The organism is Micromonospora sp. DT46 (assembly GCF_049841735.1).
In the GTDB taxonomy this organism is placed as follows: Bacteria; Actinomycetota; Actinomycetes; order Mycobacteriales; family Micromonosporaceae; genus Micromonospora; species Micromonospora reichwaldensis.
On record NZ_JBNCKW010000004.1, the window covers coordinates 78982 to 100945 of the forward strand.

The 21964-nt window shown below is 72.8% G+C and carries 16 protein-coding genes; 11 read left to right on the plus strand and 5 right to left on the minus strand.

Going from position 1 to position 21964, the window contains the following annotated elements; genetic code table 11:
• Positions 1 to 8 precede the first annotated feature (8 nt).
• The 5 genes from ACLQ20_RS11840 (at position 9) to ACLQ20_RS11860 (ending at position 6868) form a co-directional block, all read left to right on the plus strand.
• Complete coding sequence (locus ACLQ20_RS11840) at positions 9 to 1118, plus strand: ATP-binding protein (RefSeq protein ID WP_151452931.1); 1110 nt, start codon at positions 9 to 11, stop codon at positions 1116 to 1118.
• Positions 1115 to 3952, plus strand: coding sequence for a DUF5682 family protein (locus ACLQ20_RS11845; RefSeq protein ID WP_151452930.1), 2838 nt, complete (start codon positions 1115 to 1117; stop codon positions 3950 to 3952). Before ACLQ20_RS11840 ends, ACLQ20_RS11845 begins: the two co-directional genes overlap by 4 nt.
• Positions 3953 to 4068: 116 nt before the next feature.
• On the plus strand, positions 4069 to 4419 hold the full coding sequence (locus ACLQ20_RS11850; protein ID WP_151452929.1) for a YciI family protein: 351 nt from the start codon (positions 4069 to 4071) through the stop codon (positions 4417 to 4419).
• Between the two features lie 2 nt (positions 4420 to 4421).
• A complete protein-coding gene (locus ACLQ20_RS11855) occupies positions 4422 to 5633 on the plus strand; it encodes an RNA polymerase sigma factor (RefSeq protein WP_425855429.1) in 1212 nt (403 codons plus the stop codon).
• A 101-nt stretch (positions 5634 to 5734) separates the two neighbouring features.
• A complete protein-coding gene (locus tag ACLQ20_RS11860; RefSeq protein ID WP_151452927.1) occupies positions 5735 to 6868 on the plus strand; it encodes a carboxylate-amine ligase in 1134 nt (377 codons plus the stop codon).
• A 242-nt stretch (positions 6869 to 7110) separates the two neighbouring features.
• On the opposite strand, the gene ACLQ20_RS11865 is transcribed toward ACLQ20_RS11860, so the two are convergent.
• Entirely contained in the window at positions 7111 to 8895 is a 1785-nt protein-coding gene (locus ACLQ20_RS11865) for an N-acetylglutaminylglutamine amidotransferase (RefSeq protein WP_425855432.1), read from the minus strand.
• Between the two features lie 232 nt (positions 8896 to 9127).
• Positions 9128 to 9553: a MarR family winged helix-turn-helix transcriptional regulator gene (locus tag ACLQ20_RS11870; RefSeq protein WP_425855433.1), complete on the minus strand. Its 426-nt coding sequence runs from the start codon at positions 9551 to 9553 to the stop codon at positions 9128 to 9130.
• Positions 9554 to 9632: 79 nt separating this feature from the next.
• Here ACLQ20_RS11870 and ACLQ20_RS11875 point away from each other — a divergent pair, with 79 nt between their 5' ends.
• Positions 9633 to 11426 (plus strand): ABC transporter ATP-binding protein, encoded by a 1794-nt coding sequence (locus tag ACLQ20_RS11875; RefSeq protein WP_425855909.1) that lies wholly within the window; start codon positions 9633 to 9635, stop codon positions 11424 to 11426.
• Positions 11427 to 11499: 73 nt separating this feature from the next.
• Here ACLQ20_RS11875 and ACLQ20_RS11880 read toward each other — a convergent pair whose 3' ends face one another.
• Entirely contained in the window at positions 11500 to 12486 is a 987-nt protein-coding gene (locus ACLQ20_RS11880; RefSeq protein ID WP_425855434.1) for a serine hydrolase domain-containing protein, read from the minus strand.
• A gap of 393 nt (positions 12487 to 12879) precedes the next feature.
• Here ACLQ20_RS11880 and ACLQ20_RS11885 point away from each other — a divergent pair, with 393 nt between their 5' ends.
• Both ACLQ20_RS11885 and ACLQ20_RS11890 read left to right on the plus strand, forming a co-directional pair.
• Positions 12880 to 14208 (plus strand): NAD(P)/FAD-dependent oxidoreductase, encoded by a 1329-nt coding sequence (locus tag ACLQ20_RS11885; protein WP_425855911.1) that lies wholly within the window; start codon positions 12880 to 12882, stop codon positions 14206 to 14208.
• A 23-nt stretch (positions 14209 to 14231) separates the two neighbouring features.
• On the plus strand, positions 14232 to 15785 hold the full coding sequence (locus ACLQ20_RS11890; RefSeq protein WP_425855436.1) for an aminotransferase class I/II-fold pyridoxal phosphate-dependent enzyme: 1554 nt from the start codon (positions 14232 to 14234) through the stop codon (positions 15783 to 15785).
• A gap of 238 nt (positions 15786 to 16023) precedes the next feature.
• Here ACLQ20_RS11890 and ACLQ20_RS11895 read toward each other — a convergent pair whose 3' ends face one another.
• Positions 16024 to 16875, minus strand: a complete 852-nt coding sequence (locus tag ACLQ20_RS11895; RefSeq protein WP_425855438.1) for a TetR family transcriptional regulator — start codon at positions 16873 to 16875, stop codon at positions 16024 to 16026.
• A gap of 107 nt (positions 16876 to 16982) precedes the next feature.
• On the opposite strand from ACLQ20_RS11895, the gene ACLQ20_RS11900 reads away from it, so the two are divergent.
• A complete protein-coding gene (locus tag ACLQ20_RS11900) occupies positions 16983 to 17954 on the plus strand; it encodes an ATP-binding cassette domain-containing protein (protein WP_425855439.1) in 972 nt (323 codons plus the stop codon).
• Entirely contained in the window at positions 17951 to 19576 is a 1626-nt protein-coding gene (locus ACLQ20_RS11905; RefSeq protein WP_425855441.1) for an ABC transporter permease, read from the plus strand. Before ACLQ20_RS11900 ends, ACLQ20_RS11905 begins: the two co-directional genes overlap by 4 nt.
• 111 nt (positions 19577 to 19687) lie before the next feature.
• Here the strand turns inward: ACLQ20_RS11905 and ACLQ20_RS11910 are convergent, their stop codons facing one another.
• Positions 19688 to 20149, minus strand: coding sequence for a hypothetical protein (locus tag ACLQ20_RS11910; protein WP_425855912.1), 462 nt, complete (start codon positions 20147 to 20149; stop codon positions 19688 to 19690).
• Between the two features lie 19 nt (positions 20150 to 20168).
• Here ACLQ20_RS11910 and ACLQ20_RS11915 point away from each other — a divergent pair, with 19 nt between their 5' ends.
• Positions 20169 to 20384 (plus strand): hypothetical protein, encoded by a 216-nt coding sequence (locus ACLQ20_RS11915; protein ID WP_425855442.1) that lies wholly within the window; start codon positions 20169 to 20171, stop codon positions 20382 to 20384.
• Positions 20385 to 21964 lie beyond the last annotated feature (1580 nt).

The following is a 21964-nucleotide window of genomic DNA, read 5'->3' on the forward strand; positions in this document are numbered from 1 at the left end:
AACCCCTCATGTCCGAGATGCTCCGTGCCCCCGCCGAGGTCAAGTACGCCGAGGAACTCGACTTCCTGGAGTCGGTCGACACCGATCCGAAGCCGTTCTCGTGGCGGCTGAGCCCGCGGATGGTCCGCCTGTTCATCCTCGGTTCGGAACGGGCCGACGGGCTCGACCGGGAGATCGCGCAGAAGTGGTTCGGCGACCGTACGTTCGTCGAACGCAGCATCGTGACCCTGGCGTCGGACCGGGGCCTGCTGCTGATCGGCGACCCGGGCACCGGCAAGAGCTGGCTGGCCGAGCTGCTGTCCGCCGCCGTCTGCCGCAACTCGACCCTGGTGGTCCAGGGCACCGCCGGCACCACCGAGGACCACATCAAGTACTCGTGGAACGTCTCCATGGTCATCGCGCGGGGCCAGTCCCGGGAGTCGATGATCCCCTCGCCCATCATGACGGCGATGGAGCAGGGCACCGTCGGCCGGTTCGAGGAGCTGACCCGCTCCACCAGCGACGTGCAGGACGCGCTGATCTCGATCCTGTCGGAGAAGTACGTCTCCATCCCGGAGCTGGACCACGACAACATCGTCTTCGCCAAGCCCGGCTTCTCGATCATCGCCACCGCGAACAGCCGGGACCGGGGCGTGAACGACCTCTCCTCCGCGCTCAAGCGGCGGTTCAACTTCGTCCGGATCCCCGTGGTGACCAACAAGCGCAGCGAGGCCGAGATCGTCCGCTTCCGCACCGAGGAGCTGCTGCGCCGCCACCAGATCACGCTGGACGTGCCGCCCACCCTGCTCGACATCCTGTTGCAGAGCTTCGCCGACCTGCGCGCCGCCGCCACCTCGGCGACCAGCGACGACGAGAAGCTGGAGTCGGCGCTGTCCACTGCCGAACAGATCGGCGTCCTCGAGGACGCCATCCTGCACAGCCAGTTCTTCGGCGACCGCACCCTGCGCGCCGCGACGCTGGCCGGGTCGCTGGTCGGCTCGCTGGCCCGGCGCAGCCCCGAGGACCTGGCGATCCTCAACAAGTACCTGCACGGGGTGGTCGAGCCGCGCGCCAAGCAGGACGGCGGCTGGGAGGGCTTCCTCGACGGTGGCCGCCAGGCGATCGCCGCCCTGTCGTGACCGCCCCCACCACCGCCGGGCCCTTCGGCGCGCTGCGCGAGCAGCTCACGGCCGCCGCCGGCGCATTCGCCGGCAGCTCGGGCGCCGTCGCGGAGATCCTCGCCGGCATCGTCGACGACGTCGACCGCGCCCTCGGCGAGGAACTGGAGATCTTCCCGGTCTGCCACCACTCCCCGGCGTCCGCGCTGGCCATGGTCCGCAGGCTGCGCGCGAAGCAGCCGAAGGTGATCTACCTGGAGCTCTGCGAGGACCTCCAGCCGCTGCTGGGCGAGCTGCGCAACTGCAGTCTCCCGGTGGCCGTGCAGGCCTTCGCCTCGGAGCTGGACGGCTTCCCGGCCGACTGGGGGCCGCTCAGCGTGGTCGCGCCGATCACCGAGGCCAGCGCCGAATACCAGGCCATCGCGTACGCGCTGGAGACGCCGGGCGTCGAGCTGGTGCTGGTGGACCGCTCCACCGACCACGTCTTCCAGTGGTCGCCGCGCCGCCCCGCCGACGCCGCCGACGAGGCCCCGGCCGGCGGGGACGTCGAGGCCGCCGCGCCGGCGGGGGAGGAGGCTGCCCTGCACGGCGACGCGGTCGGGGTCGAGATCGGCGACCTGCGGCCCCGCTTCGCGGAGCTGGAGGCCTACCTGCTGCACCACGGCAAGGTCCGGCACTGGTCGGAGTGGTGGGACCAGTACGTCGAGCAGCCGCTGGCCGACGCCGACCACGACACCTACCGGCAGGTGATGGTGCTGATCGGCAGCCTGTTCCGGCGGCTGCGCCCGGCCGGGGCGGACCGGCAGGACCGCGACGAGGACCGCGAGCGCTACATGTGGACCCGGATGCGGCAGCACCTCGCCGCCTCCGGGGCCGACCCCGCCGACTGCCTCTACGTCTGCGGCGCGTTCCACGCCGCCAGCCGGGTGGAGCAGTTCGGGCTGCGGGCCGACGCCCCCTTCGAGATCGGCCCGCGCACCGGCACCCGGTGGCACTACGGGCTCATCCCGTCCAGCCACTCCGCCATCGAGGCGCAGTTCGGCCTCGCGCCCGGCTCGGTGTCGATCGCCTCCGCCACCTGGACGAAGGCGGTCGCCCGCACCAAGCTGAGCCCGTTCCGGCTGGAGGGGCAGCGGGGCGGCCGGACCCGCACCGGTGGCCGCCGCCGCGCCACCCCGGCGCCCGTGCCCGCCGCCGGGGTCGCCGACCGGCTCTCCGGCTACCTGGCGCAGCCGCCGGCGACGCAGAGCCTGGACGAGGCGGAGCTGCGCGGCTGGTGCGTCGACATCGTCCGGCTGGCCCGGCGCAACGGCTACCTGGCCAGCACCGCCGACGCGATCGCCGTCTTCGAGACCTCGATCCTCCTCGCCGGCCTGCGCAACCGCGCGCGTCCCACGCCGTACGACTTCGCCGACGCGGCGGTCACCTGCATCGAGAAGGACGTCGTCCCGGGCCGCCGGGACGTCCGCCGGCTCTGCGAGATCCTGTTCGGCGGCGACCGGGTCGGCCAGGTGGGCTACGAGGCCCTTCCGCCGCTCGCCCGCGACGTCCACGACCGGCTCGCCCCGCTCGGGCTGGACCTGGAGAAGCGTACGATCCAGCGGGCCCTGGTGGACCTGCGGGCCAACCCCGAGCTGGTGCCCTGCTCGGATCTGCTGTGGCGGCTGCGGCACCTGCTGCCCCGCGACGCGGTCCGGCCCATCATGGGCGAGCGCCGGCTGGGGCAGCGCTCGATCCAGGAGAGCTGGGACCTGGCCCTCGGCCGCAGCCAGCGGGCGCTGATCGAGCTGGGCTACGAGGGGGTGACCGTCGAGCAGGTGCTGGAGCAGCGCCTGCGCCGCGCCGTGCGGGGCCCGGCGGCGACGGCCTCGGTCGCGCTGGAGGCCGTGGAGGACGCCATCCGGCTGCTCGACAGCCCGCGCCTGGTCGACGAGCTAGGCAACCGGGCGGTGGAGCTGCTCGCCGCCGAACGCACCGTTGACGACGCCCCCGAGGTGCTGCGCCGGATCCGGCGGCTGCTGGCCCACCACCGCGCCACCGGGCCGCTGCCGGCCTGGTGCGAGGCGTTCGTGACCACCGGGTACGCGCACTACTGCACCCTGCTGCCCACCGCGTTCCTCGACGAGGAGAGCGGCGTGCGTCAGGTCGGCGCCATGCTGGGCTTCCTGTTCGGCATGGAGAGTCTGGCGCTCTCCCTGGGCTGCGACCGGTCCCAGCTCGAACTCGCCGTCGCGCAGTCCCATCCGGAGACGCCGGCCAAGGTGGCGCTGCTCTGGGCCGCCCGGCACCAGTTGGGCCTGCTGCCCCTGGCCGAGTTGCGCGAGCGGTGCGCCGCGCTGCTCGCCAACCCGCTGGTGGTGCCCGCCTTCCCGCAGTACCTCAGCGGCTTCGTGCAGGCCCTGGAGCCGGTGCCGGGGCTCGCGCCGTTCGTCGTGGAGGTGATGTCGTCCGCGTTCGCCCGGTTGCCCGACCCGGTCCTGCTGCCGTGGCTGCCCACCCTGATCACCACGCTGCGCGAGCACGGCGCGGAGCTGGTGCCGCTGCTGGTGCGGGAGGCGGGGCGTACGTTCCCCGGCTCGCTGGCCGCGCTGGACGCCTGGGTGCCGCCGTGGTCGAGGCCGACGTCACCGCCGGCGCCGGCGGTCCCCGCCGCCGTGTCCGGGCCGGTCGCCGCCCTGCTGGCGGCCAACCCGCAGAGCGTGGACGCCGTCGCCGCGCTGCTCGGTTGCGCCGGCGGCTGGCGCGAGGTGGACGCCGCCACCACCGCCGTTCCCGCCGGCCTGACCGCGCTGCTGGCAGCGCATCCGGAGTCCGTCGACGCCGTGGCCGACCTGCTGGCGGCCACCCCGCGCTGACCGGCGCCGACCGCTGGCGGACCGATTTTCCGGCGGGTTGTCGATCCTGGCCCGCTCCGTTCGTGTGGAGGATGAGAGGCCGGCGGCGCCGCCGGCCGCCGACGTGAGGAGGGGCCATGAAGCAGTACCTGCTCAGCATCCACCAGCCCGACGGTGACGGGCTGCCGGACCCGGAGTTCCTGGCCGGGGTGATGCGCGAGCTGGGGGCCATCCGGGAGGAGCTGGAGGCGTCCGGCTGCTGGGTGTTCGGCCAGGGGCTGCACGCGCCCGACACGGCGACCGTGCTGCGGCCGTCCGACGGCGAGGTGCTGGTCACCGACGGGCCGTTCGTGGAGGGCAAGGAACACCTCGGCGGGATCACCATCCTCCGGGCGCCCGACCTCGACGCCGCGCTGGCGTGGGGGCGCCGGTACGCGCTGGCCACCACCCTGCCGATCGAGGTGCGCCCCTTCCAGGGCGAGAGCTGACCATGCCCGACGTGGAGGCGGTGTTCCGCGCGGAGTACGGCCGCGCGGTCGCCGTCCTGGTCCGCCTCCTCGGCGACATCGACCTCGCCGAGGAGACGGTGCAGGAGGCGTTCACGGTGGCGGTGGCGCGGTGGCCCGAGACCGGGCCGCCGCCCAGCCCGGCCGGCTGGATCATCACCACCGCCCGGAACCGGGCCGTCGACCGGCTGCGGCGGGAGGCCTCCCGCGCCGACCGGCACGCCCAGGCCGCCCTGCTGCACGTCCGCGACGTACCGGCCGAGGAGGGACCCGTGCGCGACGACCGGCTCCGCCTGATCTTCACCTGCTGCCATCCGGCGCTCGGCCCCGCCGCCCGGGTCGCGCTGACCCTGCGGCTGCTGGGCGGGCTGGGCACCGCCGAGATCGCCCGGGCGTTCCTGGTGCCGGAGGCGACCATGGCACAGCGGATCGTCCGGGCCAAGGCCAAGATCCGCGACGCCGGGATCCCGTACCGGGTGCCCGGCGACGCCGACCTGCCGGACCGGCTCCCGGCCGTGCTGGCCGTGCTCTACCTGATCTTCACCGAGGGGCACACCGCCAGCTCCGGCGACCGGCTGGTCCGCGACGACCTGTGCGCCGAGGCGATCCGGCTCGGCCGGCTGCTGGTGCGGCTCATGCCGGACGAGCCCGAGGCGCTGGGGCTGCTGGCGCTGATGTTGCTCACCGAGGCGCGCCGCCCCGCCCGCACCACGGCCGACGGCGCGCTGGTGCCGCTGCCCGAGCAGGACCGCCGTCGGTGGGACGCCGGGCTCGTCGGCGAGGGGCAGGCCCTGGTGCGCCGCTGCCTGCGCCGCGACCGGCCGGGGCCGTACCAGATCCAGGCCGCGATCGCCGCCGTGCACAGCGACGCGCCCGACGCCGCCGACACCGACTGGGCGCAGATCCTCCGGCTGTACGACCAGCTCACCGCGTGCGCCCCGGGGCCGGTGGTGGCGTTGAACCGGGCCGTCGCGCTCGCCGAGGTGGCCGGGCCGGCAGCGGGGCTGGCGGCCGTCGAGCGGCTCGACCTGGCCGGGTACCACGTGTTCCACGCCGTCCGGGCGGACCTGCTGCGGCGGCTCGGCCGGGCGGGGGAGGCGGTGCGGGCGTACCGGACGGCTGCCGAGCGGACGGACAACGCGGCCGAACGCGCCTTCCTGGACAGCCGGGCGACCTCGGTGCTGACGGGTGGATGACGCCCTCGCCCCAGGCGTTTGCCCAGGCAGTGGGCCGGGAATTCGGGTTGTCCGGCAGCGCGGCGCCCGGCGCGTCGCCCGACGAACGGACGCGAGCGCCCATGACGTACCGTCCGGCACTTGCCACCGCTTCCGACCAGACCACGCTGACGCTCGGGGTCGAGGAGGAGTACCTTCTGCTCGACCCGCAGACCGGGGAGAGCCTGCCGGTCGCCGACCGGGTGCTCACCGCCCTGTCCGGCAGCGCGCGGGACCAGAGCCGGCAGGAGTTCCGGCACAGCATGGTGGAGATGGTCACGCCGGTCACCGCCGACCTGGCCGAGCTGCGCGCGCACCTGGTGGCGCTGCGCCGCTCCGTCGGCGACGCGGCCGAGGCCGCCGGGGCGCGGCTCGTCGCGGTCGGTGCCACGCCCGTGCACGAGCCGCACCGGACGGTGCCGGACAAACCGCGCTACCACGCCATGTCCCGCCGGTTCGGGCCGGTGGCGCACGACCCCGCCGTCTGCGGCTGCCACGTGCACGTCGGGATGCCCGACCGCGAACTGGCCATCCAGGTCTGCAACCACCTGCGCCCCTGGCTGCCGGTGGTACAGGCGATCACCGCCAACTCGCCGCTGCACGACGGACGCGACACCGGGCACGCCAGTTGGCGCTCCATGCAGCTGGAACGCTGGCCCAGCATCGGGCCGACCCCGCACTTCGAGTCGGTCGCCGACTACGACGCGACGGTGGCGGAGCTGATCGACGCCGGGATCATGCTCGACGCGGCAATGGTCTACTGGTACGCGCGCCCGTCGGCCGCGTACCCCACCGTGGAGGTGCGGGTGGGCGACGTCTGCCCGGCGGTGGACGACACCGTGCTGGTCGCCGGGCTGGTCCGCGCGCTCGTCGCGACGATGGCCGACGACGCCCGCGCCGGGGTCCCCGCCCGACGGATCCGGGACTGCCTGGTCTCCGCCGCGCACTGGCGGGCTGCCCACGACGGGCTGGAGGGTGACCTGATCGACCTGCGCGCCGGCGTCGCCCGTCCCGCCTGGGACCTGGTCGGCGAGCTCGTCGACACGGTCGCGCCGGCCCTGGCCCGCCACGGCGACCTCGACTACGTACGCGACCAGCTGGTCCGGCTGCGGCGCGACGGCAACGGCGCCACCCGGCAGCGCCGGGTCATGGCCCGTACCGGCGACGACGTGCGCGCCGTCCTGGACCACCTGGCCGCCGAGACCCGCGCCGCCTGACCCGCGCGCCGCCTGGCCCCGCGCTGTCTGACCCCGCGCCGTCTGACCCGTCCCGCCCGGCGGCGAGCCGCGGGCCGGTGGCGGCAGCTGGCCGGTGGCGGCAGCTGGCCGGTGGCGGCAGCTGGCCGGTGGAACACCACGGGTCTCACCCGGCGGTGGAGGGACCCGTGGTGTTCCACTCGTGGGCTCGACGGCGTCGCCGCAGCCCGGCGACCGGGGTGCGGGCGTCGGACGGGAGGCGGTCAGCGGACGTCGTGGGACTGGAGCCAGAGTTCCAGCAGGCCGAGCTGCCACAGCTTGTTGCTGCCGGCGGCGGCCTGCGCCCGGTCCGGCTCGGCGAGCAGCTCGGCGACGTACTCGCGGCGGAACAGGCCGCGCTCGCGGGCGGCGGGCGCGGCGAGGGCCTCGGTGACGAGTTGCCGCACCGGCCCGTCGACGTTGCGCAGCGCCGGCACCGGGAAGTAGCCCTTCGGCCGGTCGACCACCTCGGCGGGCAGCACCTGGCGAGCCACCTCCTTGAGCACGCCCTTGCCGCCGTCGGCCACCTTGTGCTCGGGTGGGCAGGCCGCCGCCAGCGCCACCAGGTCCTGGTCCAGGAACGGGGTGCGCACCTCCAGCCCCCAGGCCATGCTCATGCTGTCCACCCGCTTGACCGGGTCGTCGGGGAGCATCAGGTGGGTGTCCAGGCGCAGCACCGCGTCCAGCGCCGTCTGCGCGCCCGGCGCGGCCAGGTCCGTCGCGAGCAGCTCGCGGCTGGCGTCGCGGTCGCAGGCGTACGCCGGGTCCACCACCCGGCTCAGCTCAGCGTGGTCCCGGTCGAAGAACGCGTCGGCGAAGGTGGCCGCCGCGTCGTCGCGGAGCACCCGCGTGAGGGGCTGGTGGTAGCCGTAGCCGGCGAAGACCTCGTCGGCGCCCTGGCCGGACTGGGCCACCTTGACGTGTTGGGCGACCTGTTCGGAGAGCAGGTGGAAGGCGACCACGTCGTGGCTGCCCATCGGCTCGGTCATCGCGTGCACGGTCCGCCGTACCGCCGGGACCAGGTCGCCGTCGGCGAGCCGGATGCGGTGGTGGTCGGTACCGAACGTGCGGGCGACCAGGTCGGAGTAGTGGAACTCGTCGCCGGCCTCGCCGCCGCGGCTGTCGAAGCCGATGCTGAAGGTCTGCAGATGCTGCTGCCCGGCCTCGGCCAGCAGCGCCACGATCATGCTGGAGTCCAGGCCGCCGGAGAGCAGCACGCCGACGGGGACGTCGGCGACGAGCCGCCGCCGTACCGCTTCGCGCAGCGCCTCCCCGACGGCGGCCTGCCAGTCCCCGGCGTCCATGCCGGTGTGGGCGGGGTCCCGGGCGTAGTCGGGCCGCCAGTAGACGTGCTGGCGGCTGCGCCCGTCGGCCTCGACGACGCGCACGGTGGCCGGGGGTAGCTTGCGGATGCCGCGCAGGACGGTGCGGGGCGCCGGGACGATGGAGTGCCAGGAGAGGTAGTGGTGCAGCGCCACCGGGTCGATCGAGGTGTCCACGTCGCCGGCGCGCAGCAGCGCCGGCAGGGTGGAGGCGAACCGCAGCCGGCCGGGTGACTCGGCGAGGTAGAGGGGCTTGATGCCGAGCCGGTCGCGGGCCAGCACGAGCCGGCGCCGCCGGCGGTCCACCAGCACGACGGCGAACATGCCGACCAGGTGGTCGACGAACTGCTCGCCCCACTGCGCGTACGCCACCAGGACGACCTCGGTGTCGCTGGTGGAGTGGAACGTGTGCCCGGCGCCGCGAAGCTCCTCGCGCAGCTGGGGATAGTTGTAGACGCAGCCGTTGAAGACCAGCGCCAGTCCCAGGTCGTCGCGGACCATCGGCTGGGAGCCGGCCTCGGTGAGGTCGATGATGGTGAGCCGGCGGTGCCCGAGGACCACCCAGCCGTCGTCGAAGAGGCCCTCCCCGTCGGGGCCCCGGGAGCGCATCGCCTCGGTCATCCGGGTCACCGCGCCGGCGTCCGGCGGCGATCCGTCGAACCTCGCCTCGCCACTGATGCCGCACATCGTCAGCGGTCACCGGGCTTGCCGGGCATCCGACCCACCGTGATCACTCCTGTCGGCGTCGCAGGTGTGCCGGGCCGCCCGCTCGGGGGACCCGGTCCCGTCGGCAGGACGGGTGGCTGGGCTACCCGCCGCTGGGGGCGGCAAACCCCGGCGCCCGGTAGCACGCCCTGGCGGGCGCCGGGCGGAAGGCCGGGCAGGGGCGCGGGGACGGCGCCGGGCGGTGGGCGGGCGGTCAGTCGCGCAGCGTACGCAGGATGCGGGCGAGGTGGACCCGGTCGGCGGGTGCGAGGCGGCCGAACAGCTCCTCGGCGGCGGCCCGGCGGGCGGCGTGGATGGCGGCGCCGGCGCGCGTGCCCTCCTCGGTCGGCGCGACCAGGGTGGCGCGCCGGTCCGCCGGATCGGGCCGGCGCCGCACGAGCCCGCGCGTCTCGAGGTCGTCCACGACCTCGGTGGCGGAGCGCGGGGCGATGCGCAGGTGCTCGGCGAGCGCGCTGAGCCGCAACGCGCCGTGCCGGATCAGCACGCCGAGGGCCCGGGACTGGCCGGGCGTCACGTCCCAGGGCGCGAGCGCCTCGCCGGTGCGGTGGCGCAGCCGCCGGGTCACCGCCCGGAACGCCTCGGCCAGGCCGTCCTCGGTGCTGTCGGTGTCTGCCGTCACGGGGAATACCGTAGCAGCGGAAGCTGTTGCTCCCTCATGTTGAGGTAACCTCAGCATATCCGACGTGAGGAAGTATCCCTTGGAACCCGTCCCCTCCGGCCGCGACCGCGGCCCCCGCAAGGTCAGCGCCGCCGAGAAGGCGCAGGCCCGCCAGGTGTCCCTGCGGCGCATCGGCGTCCTGTTCGCCCGACACCGGGCGGCGCTGGCCACCGTCACCGCGATCATCGTGGTCTCCTCGGTGCTCGCCATGGCCTCGCCCTTCCTGCTCCGCGCCGTGATCGACCGGGCCCTGCCCGAGCGCGACCTGCCGCTGCTGGTCTGGCTGGTGGCCGGCATGGTCGCCGTCGCCGCCGTGACCTCGGTGCTCGGCGTGCTCCAGACCTGGATCTCCACCCGGGTCGGCCAGCAGGTCATGCACCGGCTGCGCACCGACGTCTTCACCCACCTGCAACGGCAGTCCCTGGCGTTCTTCACCCGCACCCGCACCGGCGAGGTGCAGTCCCGCATCACCAACGACATCGGCGGCATGCAGAGCGTGGTCACCTCGACCGCCACCTCGATCGCGGCCAACCTGACCACCGTCGTCGCCACGGCGGCGGCGATGGTCGCGCTCTCCTGGCGGCTCTCGCTGGTCTCGCTCGTCGTGCTGCCGCCGGCCATCTGGCTGACCCGACGCGTCGCCCACCTGCGCCGCGAGATCACCGCGCAGCGCCAGCGCGAACTCGCCGACCTCAACGTCACCGTCGAGGAGGGGCTGTCCGTCAGCGGCGTGCACCTGGCCAAGACGCTGGGCACCGGCCCCGCCCTGGCCGCCCGCTTCGCCGCCTCGTCGGACCGCCTGGTCGACCTGGAACTGCGCTCCGAACTCGCCGGCCGCTGGCGGATGGCCACCATGAGCGTCGTCTTCGCCGCCATCCCGGCGGTCATCTACCTCAGCGCCGGGCTGCCCGGCGCCGCCGGCACGCTCAGCATCGGCACCCTGGTCGCCTTCACCGCGTTGCAGGGCGGGCTGTTCCGCCCCCTGATGGGCCTGCTCAACGTCGGCGTCTCCGTGACCGCCTCGCTGGCACTGTTCGCCCGGATCTTCGAGTACCTGGACCTGCCGGTCGAGGTGGACGACCCCGCCGAGCCGGTCGACGTCGACCCGCGCCGGATCCGGGGCGAGTTGCGCCTGAGCGACGTCACCTTCCGCTACCCGGGCAGCGACACCGCCGCCGTCGCCGGGATCACCCTCGACGTGCCGGCCGGCAGCGGCCTGGCGCTGGTCGGCGAGACCGGCTCCGGCAAGAGCACCCTGGCCGCGCTGATCAGCCGCCTGCACGACCCGACGAGCGGCCGGATCACCGTCGACGGCGTGGACCTGCGCGACCTGCGCCTGGCCGATCTGGCCGCGATCGTCGGCGTGGTCAGCCAGGAGACGTACCTGCTGCACACCACCGTGCGGGAGAACCTGCGCTACGCCCGCCCGGACGCCACCGACGCCGAGATCGAGGCCGCCGCCCGCGCCGCCCAGATCCACGACCTGATCGCCGGGCTGCCCGACGGGTACGACACCATGGTCGGCTCGCGGGGACACCGCTTCTCGGGCGGCGAGAAGCAGCGCCTCGCGATCGCCCGTACGCTGCTGCGCGACCCGCGCATCCTGATCCTCGACGAGGCCACCAGCGCGCTGGACACCGAGACCGAGCGCGCCGTGCAGCGGGCGTTCGACGAGGTGGCCCGGGGGCGTACCACCATCACCATCGCGCACCGGCTCTCCACGGTGCGCAACGCGGACCGGATCGCGGTGCTCGACCACGGTCGGATCGTCGAGTCCGGCAGCCACGACGGCCTGCTGGAGCGCGCCGGCCGCTACGCCACCCTGGCCGCCTGACGTGTCAGGGTCCGGACTCCTGGGCACGCCAGAGGTGTGCCCTGCCGATGGCTGACCGGCGGACGCGGCGCCGTCAGGCCAGTGCGGGAAAGATGACCCGTTCCAGCACCGTGAGCGGGGTCCGCCACTGGTCGGGGTCGTCGTAGTTGCCGGCGGTGATGGCCACGGCGAGGTCCAGGTCGGGCAGGACGAACAGGCGTTGGCCGCCGTTGCCCATGCCCGCCACCAGCCGATGGCCCTCGATGGAATCGATGTACCACTGGTAGCCGTACCGCGCGCCCCAGCTGGTCTGCAGGCGTGGCTGGAGCATCGTGTGGATCCAGTCGGCGGGGACGATCCGCTGACCGTCCCAGGTTCCCTCGGCCAGCACCAGCTCGCCGATCCGGGCCAGGTCGCGGGGCGTGAGTCGCAGCCCGGACGCGGCGGAGGCCACTGCGTCCGCGCCGGTCATCCAGTCGAAGCTGCCGATGCCCAGCGGCCCGAACAGCACGGCCTGCGCGTACTGCGGCAGCGACTGCCCGGTGCCGTCGGCGATCAGCCGGCCGAGCAGAGCCGTGGCACCGCCGCAGTAGGTCCACCGGGTGCCGGGCGGCTCGAGGATCGGCCGCTCCAGGACGTACCGGTACCGGTCCGGCGCCAGCTCCATCGCGATCTCGGCGTTGGCCGGGCTGTTGTACGGGAGATCTTCGCACCATTCCACGCCCAACGACATCGTCAGTGCGTGCTCGACGGTGAGCCGGGCGCGCCAGGGGTCGGCCGCCAGGTCGGGGTACTGCGGGAACCGGTGCAGGAGCGGCTCCGCCGGCGGCGGGACCAGCCCTTCGCCGAGCGCGATGCCGTACAACAGGACGGTCACGCTCTTGGTGACGGACCGGATGTCGTGCAGGACCCCGGGCCCGAACTCGACGACGCCCAGCGAGTCGCCCCAGGCGAAGTCCTCACCAGCCCCGTAGTACTCCAGCACGGTGTGACCACCGCGAACCGCCGCGACGGTGTGCAGACCGCCGACCTGGCCAGCTCGAAGTATGTCGTCGAGACGGTCACGCAACTGCGTCGTCATGGGCACTCCGAGGGGGCGATGCCGGCCAGCGGAACAGCATGCTCGTTATACCGGAGTTTCCGCTCTTCAGGCGACCCGGCTGGGAGGGCCAAGCCCGGCCCGCCGCGCGTCCTCAGCCGCCGTGAGCCGCTCGATTTGTTCGTGGCGCCAGTCCACTGAAGTGACCTCGCACGCCCACTCCGAGCGGTTTCGATCCACTGTGGACATACGCTACGCTCTCCGCCGGGCCTGCCGACTCGATCGGTAGGTGTGGCAGAGGCAGCCACCGGCAACGGTGGCCGACGCCGCACGCAACCCGGGTGACCTGCGCGATCCGCGGACCCCGGGGCCGCTCTTGGGTGGGTTTTCCGCCGCCGCTACCTGCGCCGCCACCGCCACATCAACGAAGGATCGATTCAGTTGTACGACGCGATCGTCATCGGCGCCCGCTGTTCGGGTGCGTCCACCGCCCTGTTGCTCGCCCAGCGTGGACACCGGGTGCTCGTGGTGGACCGCTCCTCGTTTCCCAGCGACGTCATCTCGACGCACTTCCTCTGGCCGCACGGGATGTCCTACCTGAACCGGTGGGGACTGCTCGACGAGGTCCTGGCGGTCACTCCGGCGCACACCACGGTCGAGGTGGTCAACGACGGCATCTCGCTGACCGGCTCGGTGCCGACCGAACTGCTGCGCGAGTACTTCCGGGACCTGCACGGCGACGACTCGGGCGTGGTGCAGAGCTATGCGTCCGTGCGGCGCCGGGTGCTCGACGAGATCCTGGTCGGTGCGGCCGCCAAGGCCGGCGCCGAGGTGCGGACCAACTTCACCGTTCGTGAGCTGATCGTCGAGAACGGGCAGGTCGTCGGTGTCCGGGGGCGTGCGGTCGACGGAGAGCTGGTCGAAGAGCGGGCCCGGATCGTGGTCGGTGCCGACGGCCGGAACTCGTTCGTCGCCCGCACCCTCGCGTTGCCGAAGTACGACGAGCGGCCCCGCTGCACGTTCGCCTACTGGAGCTACTGGTCCGGCTTCGACCTGGGGCCGGCACAACTGCACCGGCGCGGCCGGTTGGCCTGCGCGGTGGCGCCGACCAACTTCGACCAGAACATGGTCCTGGTCTGGGGGCCGAGTGAGTGGTCGCGGGAGTTTCGCGGTGACGTGCCGGGCAACTACCAGAAGGCGTTGGACTTCGTCAGTCCGGAGCTGGGCGACGTGGTGCGCAGCAAGGGGACCAGGGAGGAACGCATCTACGGCACCCTGGACCAGTCGGCCTTTCTCCGGCCACTGCACGGGCCCGGGTGGGTGCTCGTCGGTGACGCCGAGTCGGCCAAGGACCAGTGCACCGCGATCGGCATCACCCACGCCTTCCGCGACGCCGAGCTGGTCAGCGCCGCCCTCGACCGGTGGCTCCGCGGTGACGCGTCGATCGACGAGGCGATGACCGCCTACGGGGACCGCCGCCGGAGCCAGAACGCCGCCGCCTACCACGACTACGTCTGCACCCTCGCCGAGATGCGTCCGTACCGGCACGACGAGTTGCAACTGTTCGTCGCGTTGCGGGGCAACCAGCAGGAGACCGACCGGTTCATCGCCACCCACGCCGACGTCGCGCCGGTGTCGGAGTTCTTCCAGGCCTCCAACCTCTTCCTGCTCAACGACGCCGGGAAGGAGTCCTCCGCAGACCACGCGGTCTTCGAGGACTTCGCGGAGACCTCCCGCAGCTACCAGCAGAACCTCTTCGCCTGATGATCCACCAGGGAGACGACACCGTGACCACCGAGCTGGACCAGCGTGAAGACGGCGAACTGATCGGAATCATCCTCAAGGCGGCACACTGCCGGGACTTCGAGACCATGGCGCGTACCGCGACCGAGGTCTCCGAGATGACCCGTAACTGGGCCACCCACATCCCGTGGGACGACCTCGCCTCGCTCGAAGGCGCCGACGACGAGCTGGCCCAGGTGGTCGCCGACCTCACCGAGATGTGGGAGCCGGCCCACCTGCGCAGCCCCGTCGACCCCGACGAGGAGTACGCCCTGGACAAGAACGCGTACGACTTCTACCGGCCCGCCGGCCGCAACCTGCTGACCCGCACCGGGGACTTCTACGGCTGGGTGCAGGCCCGTCGACGCACGGAGACGTGGCAGTACTCGCGGGTGCTGGAGGCGGCACCGGACAGCGTCGCCCAGATCACCAACGACCTGGGCCGGCGGGCCCGCGGCATCAACTTCAACTCGCAGGACTACCTGTCGTTCAACACCCACCCGGCGATCCGGGAGGCGGCGGCCAAGGCGATGCACGACTACGGGCCGCACAGCGCCGGCTCGCCGATGGTGCTCGGCAACACCCGCATCTCCGACGATCTGGAGGCTGCCCTCGGCGACCTGGTCGGGCTCGACCACGTGACGCTCTTTCCGACCGGCTGGGCGGCCGGCTTCGGCGCGGTCGTCGGTCTGGTCCGGCAGTCCGACCACATCCTGATCGACCGGCTGGCCCACTCCTGCCTTCAGCAGGGGGCACGGGCGGCCACCCGGAACGTGGTCCGCTACGAGCACCTCAACGTCGAGGCGGTACGCCGGCACCTGACCCAGATTCGGGCCACGGACACCCGCAACGGCATCCTGGTGGTCACCGATGGGCTCTTCTCGGTGGACGCGGACTGGCCGGACCTCGTCACCCTGCAACGCGTCTGCCGGGAACACGACGCCACGCTGCTGGTCGACGTGGCGCACGACCTCGGCTCGATGGGGCCCGGCGGCACGGGTGTGCTGGGGATGCAGGATCTGCTCGGCAGCGTCGACATCGTGATGGGCGCCTTTTCCAAGACGTTCTGCTCCAACGGTGGCTTCGTGGCTTCCCACTCGCCGGCGTTGAAGCAGTACATCAAGATGTTCGGTGGCTCGCACTTCTTCTCCAACGCGCTGTCGCCGGTGCAGACCGCCGTGGTGCGGGAGGCCACCAGGATCATCCGGTCGGCCGAGGGGGACGTGCTGCGGGCCCGGCTCTTCACCGCGATCCACGCCCTGCGCGACGAGCTGACCGGCCGGGGTCTGACCTGCATGGGTGAGCCGTCACCGATCGTGCCGCTACTGATCGGCAACGAGAAGCTGGCGCGGACGGCGAACCGCCTGCTCTTCGACCGGGGGGTGCTGGCATTCATGGTCGAGTTCCCGGTGACTCCGACCGGCTCGTCCCGGTTCCGGCTTCAGGTGCAGGCCGGGCACCGGCCCGAGGAAGCCCGTGAGGCGGCCCGGATCATCGAGGGCGCCATCGCCGACTCCCGGGCGTACCTCTCCAGCGCCTTCGGCAGCGCTCCCCGCTGAGAGACGTCTCTGGATCCCGGTACCGCCCAGCACCGGATCAGCGCAGTGGAGGCACCCTCGGATGAGGGTGCCTCCTGCTGATCGCTTCTCGTCCGCCGAAGACGGCACTCCCGAAATCTGGTTCGGAGCGGCCCGGGTGGATCAGCTCATGCGTTGTCGAGCAGCCGTGCGGACGACCTTGGACTTCGACACCTGACGGGCCGGCCCCGTTCTCAAAACTGTCGCAGAAACAGTCTCATTATTTCGCGGCGGCCGGGTCGAGGTGGCGGTAGACGGTGGCCCGCGAGACCCCGAGCGCGGCGGCGATCTCGTCCGCCGAGTGGTCGCCCCCGGCGTGCATCCGCCGGGCCGCCTCGACCTGCTCCGGGCTCATCGCCCGTGGTCGGCCGGGCCGGCGCCGGCCCCTCGCCGCGCCGCCGGCCGCCGGGGTGCCCGCACCGCCACCGCCGTCGGCCGCCGTGCCTGTGCCGCCGCTGGTCGCCGCCGTGCGGGTGCTCGCGCCGCCGGCCGTGCCCGCGCCGCCGGCTTGGTCGGAGCCGGAGCCGGTCGGGTCGCCGAGCAGCCGGCGCACGCCGTCCAGCATGTCCGCCCGCAGCACCGCGTCCGGCACGTCGACGAAGAAGACGACCGGATCGCTGCACGCGGCGACCGCCTGCACCGCTCGAACCCGCTCCCGGCGCCCCGCGTCGGGCCCGGCGATCAGGTCGTTGGCGCGCATCGCGATCCGTATCAGGCGGTGGTAGGTGTCGCCCCGGCCGACGAGCGCGATGTCGTGGAAGAGCATGCCGAGTGGTCGGCGGTGGCCCAGGATGATGTCCACCCAGCCTTCCAGCACCGTCCACCGGGCCCGCTCGGCCGGCCCCTCCTCGGCTGCGTCGAGCAGCGCCTCGAAATCGGCCACCATCGGCTCGATCAGGGCGGTGAGCAGGTGCTCCTTGGTCGGGAAGTGGTAGAGGATCGCGGCCTTGGTCAGCCGCAGCCGCTCGGCGATCTGGCGCAGCGGGGTGCGCTGGTAGCCGTGCTCGGCGAACAGGTCGAGCGCGGCGCGCAGGATCCGGGTACGCGTGTCGTCGGGCGCCTCGGCGGTCATGGCGGCAAGCCTAGCGGCGTCTGACCGATGGCAGGCAACCCTGTTGATTCGACTGACCGCCGGTTAGTACAGTGTGGTCGTCGGCACCGCCAGCGACAGGAGGGCCCATGCCCGTCATCTCCATCGGCAACCTGGTCAAGACGTTCGGCAGCGTCCGCGCGCTCGACGGGCTGGACCTGACGGTCGCGGCGGGGGAGGTGCACGGCTTCCTCGGGCCCAACGGCTCCGGCAAGTCCACCACCATCCGCGTCCTGCTCGGCCTGCTGCGCCGCGACGCGGGCGACGTGCGGGTCTTCGACGCCGACCCGTGGCGCGACGCGGTCGCCCTGCACCGCCGCCTCGCGTACGTGCCCGGTGACGTGAACCTGTGGCCGAACCTCTCCGGCGGCGAGGCGATCGACCTCTTCGGCCAGCTGCGCGGCGGCCTCGACCGGCGCCGCCGCGACGAGCTGCTGGAGCGCTTCGACCTCGACCCGACGCGCAAGTGCCGCACCTACTCCAAGGGCAACCGGCAGAAGGTCGCCATCGTCGCCGCCTTCGCCTCGGCCGTCGAGCTCTACGTGCTCGACGAGCCGACCTCCGGGCTCGACCCGCTCATGGAGGCCGTGTTCCAGGACGAGGTCCGCCAACTCAAGCGCGACGGCGCCACCGTGCTGCTCTCCAGCCACGTGCTGGCCGAGGTCGAGGCACTCTGCGACCGGGTCAGCATCATCCGCGAGGGCCGCACCGTCGAGTCCGGCACCCTCACCGAGCTGCGCCACCTCACCCGTACGGCCGTGACGGTCGAGACCGCGCGGCCGGCGACCGGCCTGGCGGCGCTGCCCGGCGTGCACGACGTGCGCGAGGTCGACGGTCGCACCCACCTGGAGGTCGAGCCCGCCCACCTCGACGAGCTGCTCGGGCACCTCGTGCGCTTCGGCGTACGCGCGCTGACCAGCGCTCCGCCCACCCTGGAGGAGCTGTTCCTGCGCCACTACGGCGACGAGCGCGCCGCCGTCCCCGCTGGCGCCTCCGCCCCGGCGGCGGGTTCGACCGACGGTGACCGCCCCGACGCCAACCGGCCGGCGGGTGCCCGGTGAGCGCGTTCACCGGCACCGGGCGGCTCGCCCGCCTCGTGCTGCGCCGCGACCGGCTCCGGCTGGCGATCTGGGTGCTCGGCACGCCCCTGCTCGGCTACGCCCTCGCCGGCAGCGTCAAGGAGTTCTACCCGGACGAGGCGTCCCGGGTCGGCTACGCCACCACGTCGGCGTCCAGCCTGGTCGCCCGTGCGTTCAACGGGCCGATCGCCGGCACCGACCTCGGCGCGGTGGTGACCGCCGAGACGTACGTGACGCTGGCCCTGCTCGCCGCGCTGCTGAGCACCTTCGCGGTCATCCGGCACACCCGGCAGAACGAGGAAACCGGCAGGGCGGAACTGCTGGGCGCCTCCGTCGTCGGCCGGTACGCCCTGCTCACCGCCGCGCTGCTGGTGGTCGCCGCCGCGAACGTGGCCGCCACCGCCCTGCTCGCCGCCGCACTGTCCGGAGCCGGCCTGCCGCTCGCCGGGTCGGTCGCCGCGGCCGCCGCCATCGGCGGCGTCGGCCTGGCGTTCACCGGTGTCGCCGCCGTCGCCGCCCAACTGTCCGTCACGTCCCGGGGCGCCAACGCGCTCGCCGCCGCCGCAGTCGGGATCTCCTTCCTGCTCCGCGCGGCCGGTGACGTGCTGGGCGAGCAGACCGACGGCGGGCTGCGGGTGGTCAGCGCCTGGCCGTCCTGGCTCTCGCCGCTCGGCTGGGGCAACCAGGTCCGCGCCTTCGGCGGCGAACGCTGGTGGACGCTGGCGCTGCCCGTGGCGCTGCTGGTCGCCGGGGTGGCGGCGGCCTACGCCCTCGCCGAGCGGCGGGACATCGGCGCCGGGCTCGTCGCGCCCCGACGCGGGCCGGCCACGGCCGCACCCGGGCTGCTCAGCCCCGCCGGGCTGGCCTGGCGGTTGCAGCGCGGCGCGCTGCTCGGCTGGGCGGTCGGGGTGGCGGTGCTCGGGTTCTCGATGGGCATCGCCGGCGACGAGTTCAACGCCATGATCGAGGAGAACCCGGCCGCCGCCGAGGCCATCAGCGCGATGGGCGGCGGCGCGAAACTCATCGACGCGTACCTGGCGGCGATGCTGGGACTGTTCGCGCTGACCATCGGGGCGTACGTCGTGCAGGCGCTGCTACGCACACGCAACGACGAGGCCGACGGGCTGCTGGAGGCCGTGCTGGCCACGGCGGTCAGCCGTACCCGCTGGCTCGTCACCCAGGTGGCCGCGGCGACGCTCGGCGCGCTCGCCCTGGTGCTGCTGGGCGGGCTCACCACCGGCCTCGGCTACGGCCTGGTCGCCGGCGACCCCCTCGGCCGGGCCTTCGGGCTGGGCGGAGCGGCGCTGGTGCGACTGCCGGCCCTGCTGGTGGTCGCCGGGGTGGTCACGGCGCTGTTCGGCCTGCTGCCCCGCTGGTCGGTGGCGCTGTCCTGGGCGGCACTGATCGTGTTCCTGCTGCTCGGGCAGCTCGGCGCGGTGCTCGACCTGCCGCAGGCGGCGCTGAACCTGTCGCCGTACACCCACGTGCCGTCGGCCCCGGCGGTCGACCCGGCGGCGCTGCCGCTGGTCGTGCTGACAGGGGTGGGAGCCGCGCTGCTGGCGGCCGGGACGGCCGGCTTCCGCCGCCGCGACGTCCCGAGCTGACGGACCCCTACCGACGCGTCCCGCTCGGGTTCCGGACACCGTTGTCGCACCTGAGCAGCCGTCGCCCGCGCCGGTGACGCGCGCCGCCGACCCGGCCGGGGCGACGCGGTGTCACGGTGCGGCGAGGGGTTCCCGGGACCCGGCGTCGAGGAGGGCGGCCACCCGCGCGATCGCGTTGCGGATCATCGCGCCGTACCCGTCGTCCGGCAACTCGGCGGCGAGGGGCGCCGCGACCGCCAGGTGCTCCCGGGCGCGGGAGAGATCGCCGGCGCGGCGGTACCCGTCGGCGAGGTTGAGGTGCAGGGACGGCAGGAGGGCGCGCACCCGCAATGCCCCGTGGTGCCGCTGGACGCGCTCGTCGCTGAGGTCGGCGACGGCGGCCAGCGCGCGGCGGTCCCACGCCACCTCGTCCGCGACCGACTCCTGGAGGTCGGCCAGGTGGTGCGCGACGGTGCAGCGGTGCAGGGCGTCCCCGGTGTCGCCGACCCGGTCCCAGAGCTGGGTGAGGGCCTCGCGTGCGGCGGCCCGGTCGCCGGCGCCACCCAGCTCCAGGGCGCGGCCGATCTGCGCCATGACCTCGTCGGCGTCGTTCGTGTCCACTGTGCTCCTCGCGGTCGTGGACCCGCCGGCCGGCCGGCGGGTCGTCGCGGCACATGCTCGGGGCTCGACCGACTCGAGGGTCAAGCCCCGCACCGGGGGAGTTCCCGTGGCCGACGGCGGGCCGGTGGAGGAGGCTCAGCCGTCGCGGTTCACGTACGAGGGGGAGGCGCTGGCATGGGTGCGGGCGCCGTGGCGCAGCGAGCGGTAGCGGCGCTTCGCCTTCGGGTCAGCCTGGTTAGGACCCCTCGCAGATCCGTCACGTGACGAACCCACACCGTTGCTCTCGCGGTGGCATACGCACTCACTCTATAAAACGCGATCACGAGTTTTCGCCGTAGTGGAGACTCCAATCGGGACCCTACTGCCGCTCTGGCGCTGATAGGTGTCGCCGATATGCGCCGTTAGGTTCGGTTAATCTGAAACTCGAGATACTTCAAGAGTTTGTCGCTGTCTGGTGCGCCGTAAGGGGATCGGCGGATTCGGAGGCGGTGTAGATAAGGCTTCGCAACAGGGTCGAAGCCTCTTACTGTGCCGTCCGTTCGGCGTTGGAAATCTGCGGACACGTCTATCAATCCTATGTGCGAGAGTAGTCGCTGCGCTTCTTCATATGCGTCTCGTCCGACTCCGTAATGTAAGAGTCGTCGGTGGCTGGGAATCATGACGGGACCCCATCCCTGGCGGCCTGCCTCAACGTCCGCGAGCATGAGCAAGAAGGTGATTTCTGTGTCTTCCAGCACATTGATCCAGCCGCCAATGAACCACCAAGCCGGAATGCCGAAGGTCGCTTCGCCCCTATTCGGAATGGTGTAAGGGGCTGGCTCCCCGGCCCTCGCCCCTGCCTCGTCCAAGATCTGGAACCGTTCGTACTTGTGTCGGGTTCGATGGCCGGAGGGGAGGGCGATAAGTTGAACGTCGTCGCTTGACAATGTCTTAAGCGCCTCGTGTAGTTGTCGAAGGCGCTTCGATCTTGCTGTCATGTATCGCTTTGCATCTGTCGTTGTGGCGGCGGGGGAGCTGACAAGTTCTGTCCACCCGAGTTCGTCGGCTCGGCCTGCTAGGGGGCGGTCATTGGTGGGACTGGTTCCGGCTCTGCTGCGGCTCTGCGCTTCGAAAATTGCCGTGAGGTAGAGGCGCAGGGCGCAACCTCTGGGCGAGATGATGCGGGTTGCTGGGGGGCGATCTCGCGCGGCGGGAAGGCGACGGTCGTCAGGATCGCCTGGAGCGGGCTGTGCTCGGTAGACGAAGTCACGACGGATCAGCACCTCGTCCATGTCCGGCTTGGCCAGTTGGCGCAGGTTCTCCTCGACTTGGCCGGGTGAAGGTGTCATTGCCTTGAGTCGCCGAGCGCGGCGGCGTAGCCGTTCCATCTCGCCTAGGTTCGGTCGCTTGGAGTCCTTCCATGAAGTTCGATCCACGAACATCCTCCCCTTGATCGCCACGTCTTGGCCCACCTAACATCCGCGCCCGTGCGCGCGCCAGGCGACCATGGCGGACCAAAACGTGCGTCGGACATGCTCGCGCGCCCATCGGACGCCCTGCAGGATCGTCCACAGTGGCACTGCTCGACAAGTGATGACTCACGAGAGAGCACAGCCTCTGTCGAGGCGAGGGAGAGGGAGTGGCAGGACGTGGTTGAGCTGCAGGGTGACGCCTCAGGGAACAACGGGGACGCGAACGATCAGCGTCAACTCCCGCTCCGCTGGGCGGTGATCTTGATGGCGTCTGTGATTGTAGGTGCTATGACCAGCACAGCCGCCGGAGCCGCCGCGGGTGTTGCGGCAGGCATCG